Raw genomic sequence first — 14,934 nt, forward strand, 5'->3', positions numbered from 1 at the left:
ACTATTCTTCTCCTTTTTCAGGTAAATATTTTTCGATATATTCATCCCTGATTCTCTTCAGCTCTGCCCTTGGTAATATCGTCAGAAGTTCCCATCCGATGTTAAGGGTTTCTTCAATGCTTCTGTCTTCATCCTCCCTCTGAGCTACATACCTTTTTTCGAATTCATCCGCAAATTTGGCGTAAAGCTTATCGGTATCGGATAGCGCAGCTTCACCGAGTATGACTGCGAGTTCCTTTGCCTGTTTACCCCGGGCATAGGAAGCGAAAAGCTGGTTCATTGTATCCGCATGATCTTCTCTCGTCTTTCCGCGACCTATTCCCTTATCCTTTAAACGGGAAAGGGATGGCAGCACATCGATTGGAGGATAAATGCCCTTTCTAAAAAGTTCCCTGCTCAGTATGATCTGCCCTTCGGTGATGTAACCCGTGAGGTCAGGTATGGGATGGGTTTTGTCGTCCTCCGGCATGGTCAATATGGGAATCTGAGTTATAGAACCTTTCTTACCCCTTATCCTTCCCGCTCTTTCGTAAATGGTAGAAAGGTCGGTATAAAGGTACCCCGGGTATCCCCTTCTTCCGGGTACCTCCTTTCTCGCTGCGGAAACCTCCCTCAAAGCCTCGCAGTAGTTGGTCATATCCGTTAGTATTACGAGAACGTGCATGTCTTTCTCGTAAGCTAAATACTCGGCACAAGTAAGGGCCATTCTCGGAGTTGCAATCCTTTCGATTGCAGGGTCATTGGCCAGGTTTATAAAAAGTACCGAGCGGTCAATAGCACCGGTTCTCTTAAAGTCGCTTATAAAATAGTCCGCTTCTTCAAAGGTGATACCCATAGCAGCAAAAACTACCGCAAATTTGCTTTCAGTCCCCAGCACCTTTGCCTGCCTTGCTATCTGAGCCGCAAGCTGAGCATGGGGCAGACCGGAGCCTGAAAATATCGGGAGCTTTTGTCCTCTTACCAGGGTATTCAAACCGTCAATTGCGGAAATTCCCGTTTGTATAAACTCGGAAGGGTAATCCCTTGCTGCGGGGTTTATAGGACTGCCGTTGATATCCAATTTCTTTTCCGGAATTATTTTGGGACCGTTGTCCTTCGGCCTTCCAAAACCATCAAATACCCTGCCCAGCATATCCAGGGAAACTCCGAGCTCTATGCTCTTCCCCAAAAACCTTACCTTACAGTCGTTTATATTAAGCCCTGTAGACCCTTCAAACAGCTGGACAAGGGCCTTATCTCCGTTTACTTCGAGTACCTGCCCTCTCCTTATTTCACCCTGTCCCGTCTCGATTTCCACGAGTTCGTTGTATTTTACCCCTTCCACACCTTCTACCAGCATCAGAGGGCCTGCTATTTCCCTTGCCGTTTTATATTCCTTAAGCATAAACTTCACCCCCTTCGAGGAGCCCTGCGATTTCCTTCTTAATCTGCTCTTCAATTTCATCAAAATTAGCAATATCTTCTTCTTTGACGTATTTTGCCCTTGCTATTCTTTCCCTGACCGGAAGTTTTTCCAGCTTAGCAAACGGCGCTCCCTTATCCAGCGCTTTTTGCGCTTCTTCGTAGAATAAAAGTATTAATTTCAGCATCCTGAATTGCTTTTGAAGGGAGGTGTAGGTATCCACTTCGTGAAAAGCGTTTTGATGCAGGAAATCTTCCCTTATCGATCGGGCAACTTCCAATATAAGCCTATCCTTGGTAGACAGCGCATCTATACCTACCAGCCTCACGATTTCCTGCAGGTTGGCTTCATCCTGCAATAGCCTTATAGCAGTTGCCCTCAATTCTCCCCAGTTCTTATCTATTTTATTGTTCATATACCTTTCTACGGTATCCGAATACAGAGAATAACTTGTCAACCAGTTTATTGCAGGGAAATGCCTTGCATAAGCGAGCTGCGCATCCAGCGCCCAGAATACCTTCACAACCCTGAGGGTAGCCTGAGTAACCGGTTCGGAAAGGTCTCCACCGGGAGGTGAAACCGCGCCTACTACGGTAAGCGCCCCTTCTCTTTCATCCTTCCCAAGGCAAATAACCCTGCCAGCTCTTTCGTAAAATTCCGCCAAACGCCTTGAAAGATATGCAGGATAACCCTCTTCACCGGGCATTTCTTCAAGTCGTCCGGACATTTCCCTTAAAGCTTCAGCCCATCTGGATGTGGAATCCGCCATCAGCGCTACGCTGTATCCCATATCCCTGAAATACTCCGCTATGGTAATACCGGTATAAATGGAGGCTTCGCGGGCAGCTACCGGCATGTTGGAGGTGTTGGCTATCAATACCGTTCTTTTCATCAAGGGTTCTCCCGTTTTCGGGTCCTTCAATTCGGGGAACTCCATCAAAACGTCCGTCATTTCGTTGCCGCGTTCTCCGCACCCGATATATACGACTATTTCTGCATCGGCCCATTTTGCTAACTGATGCTGTACAACAGTTTTCCCGCTCCCGAAGGGACCCGGTATACAGGCAGTCCCTCCCTTGGTTACCGGGAACAAAGTATCTATGACCCTTTGCCCTGTTGCCATTGGAATTTCGGGAGGCAGCTTCTGCTTATAAGGCCTCGTCTTACGAACGGGCCATTTTTGCATCATCGTTACATCAACTACTGTACCATCATCTTTTCTTATTTTAGCAACGACTTCGGTTACCGTGAATTCCCCTTCCTTAATTTCCTCTACCACTCCCTCTACATAAGGGGGAACCATTATCTTGTGCTCTACGATAACGGTTTCCTGAACGGTACCTAAAATATCTCCGCCGGTAACCCTATCTCCCTCTTTCGCTACGGGTCTAAAATACCACTTCTTTTCCCTGTTCAAAGCAGGAACATCTATACCTCTTGTAATAAAGCTGCCAGCTTGATTTACGATCACATCAAGAGGTCTTTGAATACCATCAAAAATGCCTTCAAGCATTCCCGGCCCCAATTCCACGCTGAGAGGCTGCCCTGTTGATACCACAGGGTCGCCGGGTCCAATCCCCGAAGTTTCTTCGTAAACCTGAATGGATACCCTTTCTCCTCTTATTTCGATAACCTCTCCTATGAGTCCCTGATGCCCTACCCTTACCACGTCGAACATCTTTGCTTCGGGCAAATTGGTGGCTACTACCAGCGGACCGGAAACCTTGACTACTACACCCTGGCTCATTCCCTTCCCTCTCTTTCAAATATGATATCTACTCCAATAGCTTTTTCCACAGATTTCTTAACACTGTTAATCCCAATGCCCAGCGTACCTCTATTGCTTGGAATTAAAGTAATTATGGGCAGTAACTTTTCTCTAAAAACGCTCAATTTATCCTCCATTTTTGCTGCCAGCTGTTCCGTTACAAATATTACCGCGTAATTTTCCCTGGAAAGTTTAATCAATTTTTCATAAGCTTCCTTCTCATCTATGGCAGGGAAGGTGTCTACTCCTATGGATTTAAAGGAAAGTACCGTATCCTTATCCCCAATAACTCCTATCTTATACATAAAGTTCTCTCAACCTCTCCTCTATAAAATCTTCCTTAATCCCATTTATCTTCCCTACCAGAATAATTCTTAAAACCTTTATTTCGTGTTCCTTGGCTCCCAGATACCCTATCACCGGTTCTATCCCAAAGGGCTTATAAAGCCCTTTCTTCAAATAATTGATGAGATAATTATCCATAAGTTTCTCATAATGGGATAGATTTTTTGTTTCCATCCAGTTCTCTATTCCTTCCTTAATTATACCGTAATAATCCTTTGAAGATAGTGATTCTGCCAGTTCCTCGAGAGGTTCCTGAAATTTTTTCTCAAAGAACTCTACGGGTATGCTTCCTCCCGGCAAAAATGCCTTTAAAAGTACCCGTAAATCCATATTCATGTTCTTAACCCTTACGTAGGTTTTTATATTTAATAAATCCACAAAAGCTTTGTGGTATCCCTCTAAAAAGGGATCTTTAATATCCTCTACGATGTTTTCTAACTCCTCGAATAAAACTTTGTCCAGATAAATATCTATTTGCTGAGGATCGAGAGTTTCTTCGTAAATTGCCATCGCCTTATTAAAAGCATCCTGAATATTCTTCGGCAGTTCATCGGATTTTTCTTCATAAGCAAGCTTTATATAGTGTTCTGCGGGTAAGCCCAATTTCGAAAAATATTCCTTTTTTAAGTCCCCCATTATTTTTCCTTTAACGCATACTTTCAGGTTGTGGTAATCGTACTTCAATGTAAAATACCTTATTATCCTGTTATCTTTAATGGAATCGGAAATGGTTTTTAACGTCTTTAATAAATTATTTTCCAGAACCTCTTCAAATTCATAAATGTTATCTATTTCCCCGAAATCCTCGGCGTAAGCGGTGTCGCCAAGAGCTTTTATTACCCCTTCTACCGATTCGGCTTCCATTAACCTGTCTACGAGATTTTTATTTAAAAGTTTAGTTTCCAGATACCTTATTCTGCCGGAGGCATATAAAAATTCTTGCTCCTTCGGCATATTATCACTCCTCAAAAAGGATTCTTGCTATTTCGGTCTCCAGCTCTTCCCTCTTAATGGAAACCAGATAGTCAAAGCTGCCGTTAATTTCTACGTTTTTCGACCTGAGGATAAAGCCTCCGGTAATATCCTTAGAAAATGAGACTATTTTCAAATTTCCTTTCCTGCCTTTTTTAACTAACTCTTCATTTACTTTTTTAAGAAGGTCTTCCGTAATCCTTGATCTATCGTTTTCTGCAATAATCAATTCTTCATCGCCTTCTGCGCTTTCTACCAGCATTTTAAAGACCAGGTTTTTATACCTTTCTTCCTCCATTTGCCTTATTTTATTCTCGGCCTCTTTAAAAACCAGGTCTATGATTTCCTGCTTTGCCTGTAAAAGCCTCTTTTTCTCTTCCAGTTCCGCCATGGAAATTATTTTCCTTTTTTCCTCTTCTGCCTGTTTTTTAGCTTTCTCCAGCAGGTTATGCTCTATTTCTTCGGCTCTTTTTTTTGCCTTTTCAAAAATCTCTTCGGCTTTTTTTTCTGCTTCGCTCAGTATTCTGGCCTTCTCCTTTTCGGCCTCCTCCATTATCTTTTCCTTTATCCTCGTTATTCCCTGCATTTTAAGCACTCCTTAAAATTTAATGCCAAAGAGCATGAGTATTGAGGCAAGGAGTGAAAGAACCGCATAGGTTTCAACCATAGCCGCGTAGGTAATACCTTTTGCCAGCTCTTCGGGCCTTTTGGCAATAATTCCTACACCGGCTGCTGCAGCTCTCGCCTGGGCAATGGCAGAAAGAAGCCCTACTATCGCAATGGGAAGGCATGCTGCGAAAACCAGTAAACCCTGATAGATATTAAGCGATACGAGACCTCCTCCAAGTAGTCCAATTTTTTGCATGGCTACAAACCCCGTCAAAAGTCCGTATATGCCCTGCGTACCGGGAAGTGCCTGTAAGATAAGAGTCTGGCTGAATTTATTTGGGTCTTCCGTTACCACTCCTGCAGCAGCTTCACCCACCATTCCTACTCCCTTTGCCGAACCCACACCCGGCAAAAATACCGCCATGGCAGCTCCTAATAGTGCAATTACTTGACCAATTGTGATTTCCATAAATGTACCTCCTCCTTAAGATGAAAATGTAATTTTTTATTCATTTATTCATTCATATCCACGTAATTGGTTTTAACCCTTAACGGGTCAAAAGGTTTTCCGCCGCCGTCGTAAAATTTGCTGAAAAACTCAATATACTGGAGACGGCTGCTGTGAACATAAGCACCCAGCGCGTTTACCGCTACGTTAAATAAATGTCCTCCCGCCATTATCGCAAACATAAAGATATACCCTATTAAATTTACCCCCACCAGCCTTGCCATGGTATTTATTACCATCGCTATAACTCCGGTGGCAAGACCCAAAGCCAGAAGCCTTGAATAGGACAGGACATCGCTTAAATATCCGGTAACATTGTACAGGCTCAAAAGTCCGGAAGTGAACTTTTTTATTATACTTCTTTGCGTCCTCCCCTGGGTTAATACCAGGCCAATAGCCCCGGCCATGGCAATGTACTTTGCAAAACCTGCAGTTTGCGGAAAGGCAAACATAACAAGCCCGCTCAAGAAAATCAGCCACAAACCCTGGTCCATCAAGGCATCCGCCATTTTACCGTTTCTTATATTTTTATAAGCGCTAAGAATTATACCGAAGTATATCTGAATCAATCCCAAAGCAAAGCTAAGGTACATCACCGCTAAAGGGTTATCTAACGGGTTAAGCCATAGAGGCGGCAATTTTATCAAATCGCCGAACCAGCTGCCGAATACGGCCCCCCAGATAAATGTGGAAATCCCTCCCAAGAATAAAAGTTCTACCAGTTTCCTGGCCATTCCGGATATTTTCAGCTTCATCATTGCAAAGCCGGAAAGCAGGGATAACACAAGCCCGTATCCCGCATCGCTCACCATCATGCCGAAAAATACAAAGTAGAAAGGTGCCATAAAAATATTTGGGTCTATACCCCTGGGGTCCGGGAGGCTGTAAAGTTCCGTAACCAGCTCGAAGGGGGTGACAATCCTTGGATTTTTTAGAAGTACCGGGAAGTTTTCATCCTCAGCGGGATCTTCAAAATCCACATAAATTGCATCGCTGGCATTTTTTAATTGATGCTCTACTTTTTCCACTTCGGGTTCGGGTACCCAGGCCTGCATGTAAAAACTACTTTCAGTATCCTGAGCCCGGTAGTAGCTGAGCCTTTTTTCCTTTTCATTCACATAGTAATCGTATAAAATTTTGAAGGTCATTAAATACTCGCTGAGGTTTTTTATTTCCTCGAGTATCTTACCCCTTGCTTTTTCAATTTCCGATAGTTTTTCCTTTAATTTTGCTGCTGCTTCTGCAGGTGTCCCATTATATTCGGCAAAATCGTATATATTAACAGAAAAATCCTTTAATATCCCTTCCACCCTATCTTCTGCATCCCTGTGATATGCAATTAAAATATAGGATTCATCCTTGCCTTCGTTTATTAATATTACTTCTGCCGGAAGTTCCCCTTCACTCATTTTTGTCAGAAAGTCATTATATACTCGTGCAGGAATCGACCCGGCTACAAATTTTGCCCTGCGGGTCTCTCCCAGTTCCTGCAGCGGTATATCCATCTTCTCCCAGGGTAAAAGAAAATCTATACTGTTTTTTACCTTGGCTTCTTCTCCTCTTAATTGGGATAGTTTCCTGTCGTATTCACTTAATTTGTCTATAACCGAAAAATACTCATCTTCTTTGCTGATGAGCCGGGAGAGGTCTTGCTTGGATATTTTAGGTTTCCCCGTAAAAAGAATGTTTTGTTCCTTTACAAAGGGTCTTACAAGTTCAATGGCAAACTTTAATTTGTTCAATTTTGCATCTATTTCGCTGATTTCCCTACCAAAATCCCTGAGTTCCTCTTCTTCCTTCAAATCAATGATTTCCGCAGAACCGAGTTTCTGAAGCACATCCAAAAGGATATACTTTTCCTTTTTAAGCCCAAAAAGGTGCATTTTTTTCATTTTAACTATTGCCATAGAAATTCACTACCTTTTCCAGAATTAATTCGGAGGCTTTTTCTATCCTGGGTCTGGTATTGTTTAATATTTCACGAATTTTCTCATCATACATCCTTTTAATCCTTTCAACCTCTTTTGTAGCTTCCCCGCGAGCCTCCTTTAAAAGTAAAACTCCTTTTTCCTCAGCTTCCTTTCTGACCTTCAGTAAAAATTCTTCCGCTTCCTCATTCGCCCTATTTATTCGAGCTTTAGCTTCCTTCTCCGCTTCCTCGATAATGTATTTTGCCTTCTGCTCGGTCTCCTTTATTTCATCCAGGTACTCCTTCAAATAATCCACACCTCCTTTATATGATAGGTCATTTGGGCTTTTTCCTGAATTCTTCAGACAGTATTCGATAAGCACTGGCTATTCCGGAAATAATTCCGAGAACCGTGCCTATTAATAAAAATAATATCTCGGTTTTTAATGTTCTATCCAAAAAAGCTCCAAAATATGCACCAGCGCCTATCGGCAATGCAAAATTAAACCCAATTTGTAATATTTGAAATATTTTCTGCAGGGATTTTGGTTCTTTCATATGCGTAATTATACAATAAGTAAAAAAAAAATTCAAACCGCATTTTATCTTAAAAAATTTTATTTTATTTTAACTTTCCAGTTTAATTTATCAATTTACCCGATTAAATTATATATTTTGTGATAGTGATAAGATGCACTAATATTTTTAAAAAAAATTTTATATAAATCACAATTTATTTTTCATTATAATCTACCGCCCTTTATTTTGTTGTCGAAAATATTTTTCAAAAACCCTTTTCTATTATTTTCTTCAATTAAATTTTTCTCGAATATATTATTAAATCTTCCCTTTAAATCAATTTTTTCTTTTATATTATCTTTCTTATCAAGGGGAATTTCTTTTTCCTGCCCGGAGGTTTTATTCTTTTCAACGTTCTTTTTGTTTTCTTTAATAATTTCTAAAACTTTTTTTGTTCCTCCGTTGCTTTTTTCTCCGGTATTATCTTTTTCATCCACTTTTCCATTCTTACCTTTCTCTATATCCTTTTCTTCAACCTTTTTCTGGGATTCCTCTCCCCCCAGAAATTCTTTATTCTCATTTTTTATCTCCTTTAAGAGATTCTTTATAGGCTTATTTTTTACTTCTTCTAAGGTTATCCCGGGATTTTTTTCTTTAATTTTTTCGTAAATAAAAAGTTTTCCCGGTGAAATGCCCATTTTTCTTGCATCGTTGTGCTTTTTAATGGAAACTTCTTCAATAATTATATCCACGTCCTTCGTTTCCTTTGAGGTATCCCGTGCCATCGTAAGGGGCGAAGACTGCACCATCATTTTAACACTACCTTCACTCGCCCTGATATCTTTGTTTGCCGCCTCTATTACGGCATTTTTTAATGCTTCTTTAATCTTTTCGGTATTTTTCCCTGTATACCTCCGGGAAATGGTAAACATCACTGCCGGGTTTTCTCCATCCAAATATTTCTCCATCTTTGCCCTGTTTATAAATATCCTGACCGCATCCTCTAAAGGCTTGTTTTTAAATATATTTTTGTCTTCCACAAGCCGTGCGCTGTCATCATTGTAAAATTTTACATCCACCACCCTGCCCAACCTGTTTACTCCGAATTCCAAACTGGGATTAATATCTATTGAAATGTAAAAGGCCGGTATCATTACGGTGTAATATAAGGAAACCGCAATAAGGCAAATCGCCAAAAAAACCGCTGCAGATAGGGCGTAATTTTTCAAAAAACGGCTTACACCGATGTTCTCAACCTCCACCTCGTCGCCCACATTGTAAATGCACCCGTTTTTTAATTTTATTACCTTAAAATCCCCTTCCTTACATAAAACTACCGCATTATTCCCTTTTATTTCGAGGATTATACCTTTCAATCTTCAAACCTCCAGTCAATGTATTCTCTCAGATAATTATAATCCCCTTTCAATATCAAAACCCCTGCTATTATATAATTTCGACACCTCTCTATTTTTTTTCTATGTATTTTCATCCCCGAAGCGATTTTTTCTACTGGAAGATATTTCTTTTTCAAAATTATTTCCAGCAATTCCTTGTTTTCAAGGATGTAGTGGATTATCCTGCTGCACTCTTTTTTTGTAGCCTTTATCCTGGGAGAACTTTTTGCCACATCGAATAAATTAATCCCGAAATCCTCTAATTCTTTTTTGAAAGCTTCAATCTCCAGCCTTCTTAGATAAGAAATCTCTTTCTCCTCATATATCTCCAGGGAGCGATCCGAGCTCATTTTATCAAAAACTTCTTCGTCCTCTTCCCCCTCATCCTTTGATAAATACAATATCTTCGATTTTTCCCTTCGTTCCTTCCGGTAATAGTCTATCAACCTGTTTTTTATAACTCCTCTTGCAAAGGATAGAAAATTTCCTTTATCAATATCGTACTTAACTATAGCCTCATTAAATGCCATCAAGGCAATGCTCAATTCGTCATCGCACCCATACTCTACTTTTCTCCCCGTAACGCTTTCTACGCAGGATGCAATAAAAGGTTTATATTCTTCAATAAATTCATTTAATCTCTCTTTTTCATTTTTTATGCTCTTAACCCTTTCGTTAATTGAGTTAAATTCCATTTTTTCCTCCTGAAAACGAATTAAATCAATAAAAAATAAAATTTATAAATTAATTATACCAGATTATTAATTCGTAAAATATTCATAGAAAAAAGAGGAATTTTTTATAACGAAAGCTTTAAAAAAAAAGAAGGAATATACCTATAATATATTCCTTCTTTTTATCTTTTGGTACGGGTAACTTTATCCCTCAGGCTCAAATTCTTCAGGTCTTTCTCTTCTAATACCAAAATGGTAAAGGATGCTTTCTACAATCCTTTTGGATGCAAAACCGTCTCCGTAAGGGTTCACCGCACCGGCCATTTTCATGTATTCATTTTGATCATAAAGCAAAATCCGGGCGTGTTTTAAAATACTTTCGCAGCTCGTTCCTATAACCTTTACCGTACCGGCTTTTACAGCCTCCGGTCTTTCGGTTTCATTCCTCAAAACCAGCACCGGCTTCCCTAAGGATGGGGCTTCTTCCTGCAAACCACCCGAATCGGTAAGCACAAAAAAGGATTTAGCCATGAGGTTGTGAAGCTCATCGGTATCAAGGGGCTCAAGCAAAATGACGTTTTCCAGCCCCTGCAGCACCCGGTGAACGGTATCCCAGACCGCAGGATTTAAATGCACGGGGTAAACTATGCATACATCCTTTTCCGCCGACAGACGTTTAAGCCCAAGGCAAATTTGCTCCAAGGGTTCTCCCCAGTTCTCACGCCTGTGGGCTGTAACCAGGATTACCTTTTTTCGTTTGAAATCAATTTTGTTTAAAACATCATTCCTGAAAACGTAATCCTCTCGCACGGTGGTCTTTAGAGCATCTATAACGGTATTCCCCGTAACGTATATTCTTTCCTCTCTAACCCCTTCCCTTAAAAGGTTCTCCTTTGCGGTTTTTGTGGGGGCAAAATGAAGATCGGCTATTGCACCGGTAAGTTTTCTATTCATCTCCTCCGGAAAGGGAAGCCATTTGTTGTGAGTTCTCAAACCCGCCTCCACATGGGCCACTTTGATTTGAGAGTAAAAAGCTGCCAGTGCCCCTGCAAAGGTCGTGGTGGTATCTCCGTGCACCAGCACCAAATCGGGCTTTTCCTTTATAAAAATTTCTTCCAAGCCTTTCAGTGCACTGCAGGTGATCTCCGAAAGGGTCTGCCTGTGCTTCATGATATCCAGATCATAATCGGGCTTTACATCAAAAAGGCTCAACACCTGGTCGAGCATTTCCCGGTGTTGAGCTGTTACTGCAACCCTGCTATCAAAGAATTCGGATTTCTCCATTTCCTTCACAAGAGGGGCCATTTTTATAGCTTCAGGTCTTGTCCCAAAAACAGATATTACCTTTATCCTGTCCAATTTTCATTCCCCTTTACATACCCTCGGATTTTTTGCTCTGGGAATTCAAAAACATCTTCCCGGTATAGGAGAAGGTAAACAATCCTATTGTTAAAGCGAGTAAAGCTTCCTTCATCCCTATTTTAACCATCAGCACGGCACAAAGGCCGAGGACCAAACTCATGGCATAAAGGAATATAACCGCCTGTTTCTGGGAAAGCCCGTTATCAATTAGGCGATGATGGATATGTCCCCTGTCCGCCTGCATAATGGGTTTGCCGTTCATAAATCTCCTCACAATGGCAAAAGCCGTATCAAAAATAGGAAGCCCCAATGCGAGCATGGGGACTATTAACGCCACCACCGTAGCGCTTTTTACCGCCGCATCTACTGCTACTGAAGAAAGGACAAATCCCAGAAACATTGCTCCTGTATCGCCCATAAAAATTTTTGCCGGGTTAAAATTGAAGGGCAAAAAGCCGATACATGCTCCTGCCAGAAGGGCAGTAAAAATTACCGGATTTCCCTGTTTTAAGTTCAAATTGACCAATAACATGGTGATAGAAGCAATTGCGGATATACCGGCTGCCAGCCCATCAAGGCCATCAATAAAATTCAGGGTATTGGTAATACCTACTATCCAGAAAAGCGTAATGATTATGCTGTACTTCCCTATATATAGCATACCGCCGAAAGGATTTGTCACCCATTCTACCCTTATTCCAAAAGCCACGGGTATTAAAGCAGCACCTATTTGTAAAAGCAATTTTACCTTGGGTGAAAGACAGTAAATATCGTCTAATATACCTACCGCTACAATTACCGATGAACCGATAAGTATTCCCAGTACCGAAGGATTTTTCAACGGTAAGGTCAATAATGCTGCAACAGTAAATCCCGCAAAAATAGCAAGACCGCCCAATCTGGGTATGGGCTTTTTATGAACCCTTCTTGCGTCCTTTGGGACATCAATAGCCCCCAATTTCCATGCCAGTTTCATGGCAAAAGGTGTAAAAATATACGAGAGGGCTGCTGCCATGAAAAAGGCGTACAAATACTTAGGCACGAAAATCGCTCCTTTTCGTCTTTATCTCTTTTATTTTAGTCCAGGCCCTCCGATTTGTCAATTTTCATTATACTGCAAAAGAAGGATTCCAGCCTCTTTTAGAAGGTTTACGGCAAACTCGTCCGGGTATTCTCCTTTAAATACTATTCTTTTGACTCCTGCATTAATTAACATTTTTGCACATAATATACAGGGCCTTGTGGTCACGTAAAGAGTCGCCCCTTTTATACTGCTTCCCAGGGCAGCAGCCTGAATTATTGCATTTTGCTCCGCGTGCAATCCCCTGCAGAGCTCATGGCGTTCCCCTGACGGCACCCCTAATTTCTCCCTCAAACACCCTATCTCTTCACAGTGGGCTAATCCCGAGGGAGCGCCGTTGTAACCGGTAGCCACTATGTGTTTGTCCTTAACCAGGACCGCTCCAACCCTTCTCCTCAAACAGGTGGACCTTGTGGATACTACCGTTGCAATTTCCATAAAATAATTATCCCAGGATGGCCTCATGCTAAAACCTTCTTTTTTACTTTGTCCCAAAAAGCCTGTCCCCCGCATCTCCCAGACCCGGCACTATGTAGCCATGGTCATTCAATCTCTCATCTACAGCAGCGGTATAAATATCTACGTCCGGGTGTTTTGAATGGACAGCTTCAATCCCTTCGGGAGCAGCTATCAGGCACATCAATTTTATGCTGCTGGCTCCTCTTTCTTTCAAATAGTCCACCGCCATAGTAGCGGACCCGCCTGTCGCCAGCATCGGATCAAGTATTATTAAATCCCTTTCATGAACATCCTGAGGAAGCTTGCAATAGTACTCCACCGGCTTCAAGGTTTCAGGATCCCTGTAAAGTCCTATATGTCCGACTTTTGCTGCCGGAATCAGTTTCAACAGCCCGTTTACCATTCCAAGTCCCGCTCTCAAAATTGGCACAATGCCGATTTTTTTTCCGGATATCATCCTGGCCTTGCAGGGGCCAATGGGGGTCTTTATTTCTACCTCCTCCAAGGGCAAATCCCGGGTAACTTCATAAGCCATCAACATAGCCAGCTCCTCCACCAGTTCCCTGAACTCCTTTGCCCCCGTGTTTTCATCCCTTATCAGGGCCAATTTATGCTGGATAAGGGGATGGTCAAACACAAATACTTTTTTCACTATAATATACCTCCATTCTCATAAATTTTAATCTTTTTTATATAAAGGATACCTTTCGCAAAGCGCCCTTACCGCTTTTCTTACCTTCGCCACCTTTATTTCATCTCCCTTAGCAGTAAGGGCTATATCAATGAGTTCTGCAATCTCTTCCATCTCTTTTTCTTTCATTCCTCTTGAAGTAAGTGCAGGGGTCCCTATCCTAATACCGCTGGTGACATTGGGCTTTTGCGGGTCATAGGGTATGGCATTCTTATTTACGGTAATTCCCACCTCATCCAAATATTTTTCGGCTTCCATCCCCGTCAAATTTTTATTCCTCAAATCTACCAGGATCAAATGGTTATCCGTACCTCCGGAAATTAGCTGATAACCTTTGTCCATAAGGCATTTCGCCAGAGCTTTTGCATTTTTAACCACCTGTTCCTGATAGAACCTGAATTCTTCCGATAAGGCTTCTTTTAAACAAACCGCTTTTGCTGCAATAACGTGCATCAGCGGTCCGCCCTGAATCCCGGGGAATATTGCTTTATCAATAGCCTGAGCGTACTCTTTTTTGCAAAGAATCATCCCACCCCTGGGACCCCGAAGGGTTTTATGGGTAGTTGTTGTTACAAAATCGGAAACAGGTACGGGGCTTGGATGAAGTCCTGCTGCAACCAAACCGGCTATGTGAGCCATATCCACCATTAAATAAGCTCCTACTTTTTTTGCAATTTCGGACATCCTGACAAAATCTATAATCCTGGGGTAAGCGCTTGCCCCCGCTACTATCATCCTGGGTTTATGCTCCAGGGCCAGCCTTTCCACTTCATCGTAATCGATATACCCCGTCTCTTTTGAAACCCCGTAAGGAACAAAATTAAAATACTTTCCCGAGATATTTACCGGACTTCCATGGGTTAGGTGCCCTCCATGAGCCAGGTTCATACCCATTACCGTGTCCCCGGGTGTTAAAAAAGCAAAATATACAGCCATATTTGCTTGAGAACCGGAATGGGGCTGAACATTTACGTGCTCGGCTCCGAAAAGTTTTACCGCCCTTTGCCTTGCCAATTCCTCAACTATATCCACATATTCGCATCCTCCGTAATACCTTTTGCCCGGATAGCCCTCCGCGTATTTATTTGTGAGGATTGTCCCCTGAGCCTCCATTACTGCTTTACTCGTAAAGTTTTCCGAAGCTATCATTTCCAGTTTGTACTGCTGCCTTAAAAGTTCCTTGTCTATTGCTTCGGCTATCTCGGGATCCACCACTCTTAAAATATCCATAAAATCAC

Annotated in this window: 16 protein-coding genes; all 16 read right to left on the reverse strand. The window is 41.8% G+C overall.

The window, feature by feature from the left end:
• Position 1 precedes the first annotated feature (1 nt).
• Positions 2-1,384 carry a V-type ATP synthase subunit B gene (locus ATZ99_RS08120; RefSeq protein WP_068748745.1) on the reverse strand — a complete coding sequence of 461 codons (1,383 nt, stop codon included), beginning with the start codon at positions 1,382-1,384 and terminating at the stop codon, positions 2-4.
• A complete protein-coding gene (locus ATZ99_RS08125; protein ID WP_068748746.1) occupies positions 1,377-3,149 on the reverse strand; it encodes an ATP synthase subunit A in 1,773 nt (590 codons plus the stop codon). Before ATZ99_RS08125 ends, ATZ99_RS08120 begins: the two co-directional genes overlap by 8 nt.
• A complete protein-coding gene (locus tag ATZ99_RS08130) occupies positions 3,146-3,475 on the reverse strand; it encodes a V-type ATP synthase subunit F (protein WP_068748747.1) in 330 nt (109 codons plus the stop codon). The genes ATZ99_RS08125 and ATZ99_RS08130 overlap by 4 nt, the downstream gene beginning before the upstream one ends.
• Positions 3,468-4,469: a V-type ATP synthase subunit C gene (locus ATZ99_RS08135; protein ID WP_068748748.1), complete on the reverse strand. Its 1,002-nt coding sequence runs from the start codon at positions 4,467-4,469 to the stop codon at positions 3,468-3,470. The genes ATZ99_RS08130 and ATZ99_RS08135 overlap by 8 nt, the downstream gene beginning before the upstream one ends.
• 4 nt (positions 4,470-4,473) lie before the next feature.
• Positions 4,474-5,073, reverse strand: coding sequence for a V-type ATP synthase subunit E (locus ATZ99_RS08140; protein WP_068748749.1), 600 nt, complete (start codon positions 5,071-5,073; stop codon positions 4,474-4,476).
• A 12-nt stretch (positions 5,074-5,085) separates the two neighbouring features.
• Positions 5,086-5,565 carry a V-type ATP synthase subunit K gene (locus tag ATZ99_RS08145; protein WP_068748750.1) on the reverse strand — a complete coding sequence of 160 codons (480 nt, stop codon included), beginning with the start codon at positions 5,563-5,565 and terminating at the stop codon, positions 5,086-5,088.
• 44 nt (positions 5,566-5,609) lie between these two features.
• Entirely contained in the window at positions 5,610-7,511 is a 1,902-nt protein-coding gene (locus tag ATZ99_RS08150) for a V-type ATP synthase subunit I (RefSeq protein ID WP_068748751.1), read from the reverse strand.
• Complete coding sequence (locus ATZ99_RS08155; RefSeq protein ID WP_068748752.1) at positions 7,498-7,821, reverse strand: hypothetical protein; 324 nt, start codon at positions 7,819-7,821, stop codon at positions 7,498-7,500. Before ATZ99_RS08155 ends, ATZ99_RS08150 begins: the two co-directional genes overlap by 14 nt.
• A gap of 28 nt (positions 7,822-7,849) precedes the next feature.
• Positions 7,850-8,071, reverse strand: coding sequence for an AtpZ/AtpI family protein (locus ATZ99_RS11920; RefSeq protein WP_245641342.1), 222 nt, complete (start codon positions 8,069-8,071; stop codon positions 7,850-7,852).
• 185 nt (positions 8,072-8,256) lie between these two features.
• The gene (locus tag ATZ99_RS08165; RefSeq protein WP_068748754.1) at positions 8,257-9,408 is read right to left on the reverse strand and encodes an anti-sigma factor domain-containing protein; all 1,152 of its coding nucleotides are present in this window, start codon (positions 9,406-9,408) and stop codon (positions 8,257-8,259) included.
• A complete protein-coding gene (gene sigI, locus ATZ99_RS08170) occupies positions 9,405-10,124 on the reverse strand; it encodes an RNA polymerase sigma-I factor (protein WP_068748755.1) in 720 nt (239 codons plus the stop codon). Before sigI ends, ATZ99_RS08165 begins: the two co-directional genes overlap by 4 nt.
• Before the next feature lie 183 nt (positions 10,125-10,307).
• Entirely contained in the window at positions 10,308-11,462 is a 1,155-nt protein-coding gene (wecB, locus tag ATZ99_RS08175) for a non-hydrolyzing UDP-N-acetylglucosamine 2-epimerase (protein WP_083947420.1), read from the reverse strand.
• 13 nt (positions 11,463-11,475) lie between these two features.
• Positions 11,476-12,507: a glycosyltransferase family 4 protein gene (locus ATZ99_RS08180; protein ID WP_245641343.1), complete on the reverse strand. Its 1,032-nt coding sequence runs from the start codon at positions 12,505-12,507 to the stop codon at positions 11,476-11,478.
• Between the two features lie 57 nt (positions 12,508-12,564).
• Positions 12,565-13,011 carry a deoxycytidylate deaminase gene (locus tag ATZ99_RS08185; RefSeq protein ID WP_068748779.1) on the reverse strand — a complete coding sequence of 149 codons (447 nt, stop codon included), beginning with the start codon at positions 13,009-13,011 and terminating at the stop codon, positions 12,565-12,567.
• A 16-nt stretch (positions 13,012-13,027) separates the two neighbouring features.
• Positions 13,028-13,660, reverse strand: coding sequence for a uracil phosphoribosyltransferase (gene upp, locus ATZ99_RS08190; RefSeq protein WP_068748756.1), 633 nt, complete (start codon positions 13,658-13,660; stop codon positions 13,028-13,030).
• A 24-nt stretch (positions 13,661-13,684) separates the two neighbouring features.
• On the reverse strand, positions 13,685-14,926 hold the full coding sequence (locus tag ATZ99_RS08195) for a serine hydroxymethyltransferase (RefSeq protein ID WP_068748778.1): 1,242 nt from the start codon (positions 14,924-14,926) through the stop codon (positions 13,685-13,687).
• Positions 14,927-14,934 lie beyond the last annotated feature (8 nt).

The organism is Thermovenabulum gondwanense (assembly GCF_001601575.1).
In the GTDB taxonomy this organism is placed as follows: Bacteria; Bacillota; Thermosediminibacteria; order Thermosediminibacterales; family Thermosediminibacteraceae; genus Thermovenabulum; species Thermovenabulum gondwanense.

Bases quoted from the DNA above. Each gene is read 5' to 3' on its own strand.
- ATZ99_RS08120 (WP_068748745.1), bottom strand. From the start codon at position 1,384: ATGCTTAAGGAATATAAAACGGCAAGGGAAATAGCAGGCCCTCTGATG.
- ATZ99_RS08125 (WP_068748746.1), bottom strand. From the start codon at position 3,149: ATGAGCCAGGGTGTAGTAGTCAAGGTTTCCGGTCCGCTGGTAGTAGCC.
- ATZ99_RS08130 (WP_068748747.1), bottom strand. From the start codon at position 3,475: ATGTATAAGATAGGAGTTATTGGGGATAAGGATACGGTACTTTCCTTT.
- ATZ99_RS08135 (WP_068748748.1), bottom strand. From the start codon at position 4,469: ATGCCGAAGGAGCAAGAATTTTTATATGCCTCCGGCAGAATAAGGTAT.
- ATZ99_RS08140 (WP_068748749.1), bottom strand. From the start codon at position 5,073: ATGCAGGGAATAACGAGGATAAAGGAAAAGATAATGGAGGAGGCCGAA.
- ATZ99_RS08145 (WP_068748750.1), bottom strand. From the start codon at position 5,565: ATGGAAATCACAATTGGTCAAGTAATTGCACTATTAGGAGCTGCCATG.
- ATZ99_RS08150 (WP_068748751.1), bottom strand. From the start codon at position 7,511: ATGGCAATAGTTAAAATGAAAAAAATGCACCTTTTTGGGCTTAAAAAG.
- ATZ99_RS11920 (WP_245641342.1), bottom strand. From the start codon at position 8,071: ATGAAAGAACCAAAATCCCTGCAGAAAATATTTCAAATATTACAAATT.
- sigI (WP_068748755.1), bottom strand. From the start codon at position 10,124: ATGGAATTTAACTCAATTAACGAAAGGGTTAAGAGCATAAAAAATGAA.
- ATZ99_RS08185 (WP_068748779.1), bottom strand. From the start codon at position 13,011: ATGAGGCCATCCTGGGATAATTATTTTATGGAAATTGCAACGGTAGTA.
- ATZ99_RS08195 (WP_068748778.1), bottom strand. From the start codon at position 14,926: ATGGATATTTTAAGAGTGGTGGATCCCGAGATAGCCGAAGCAATAGAC.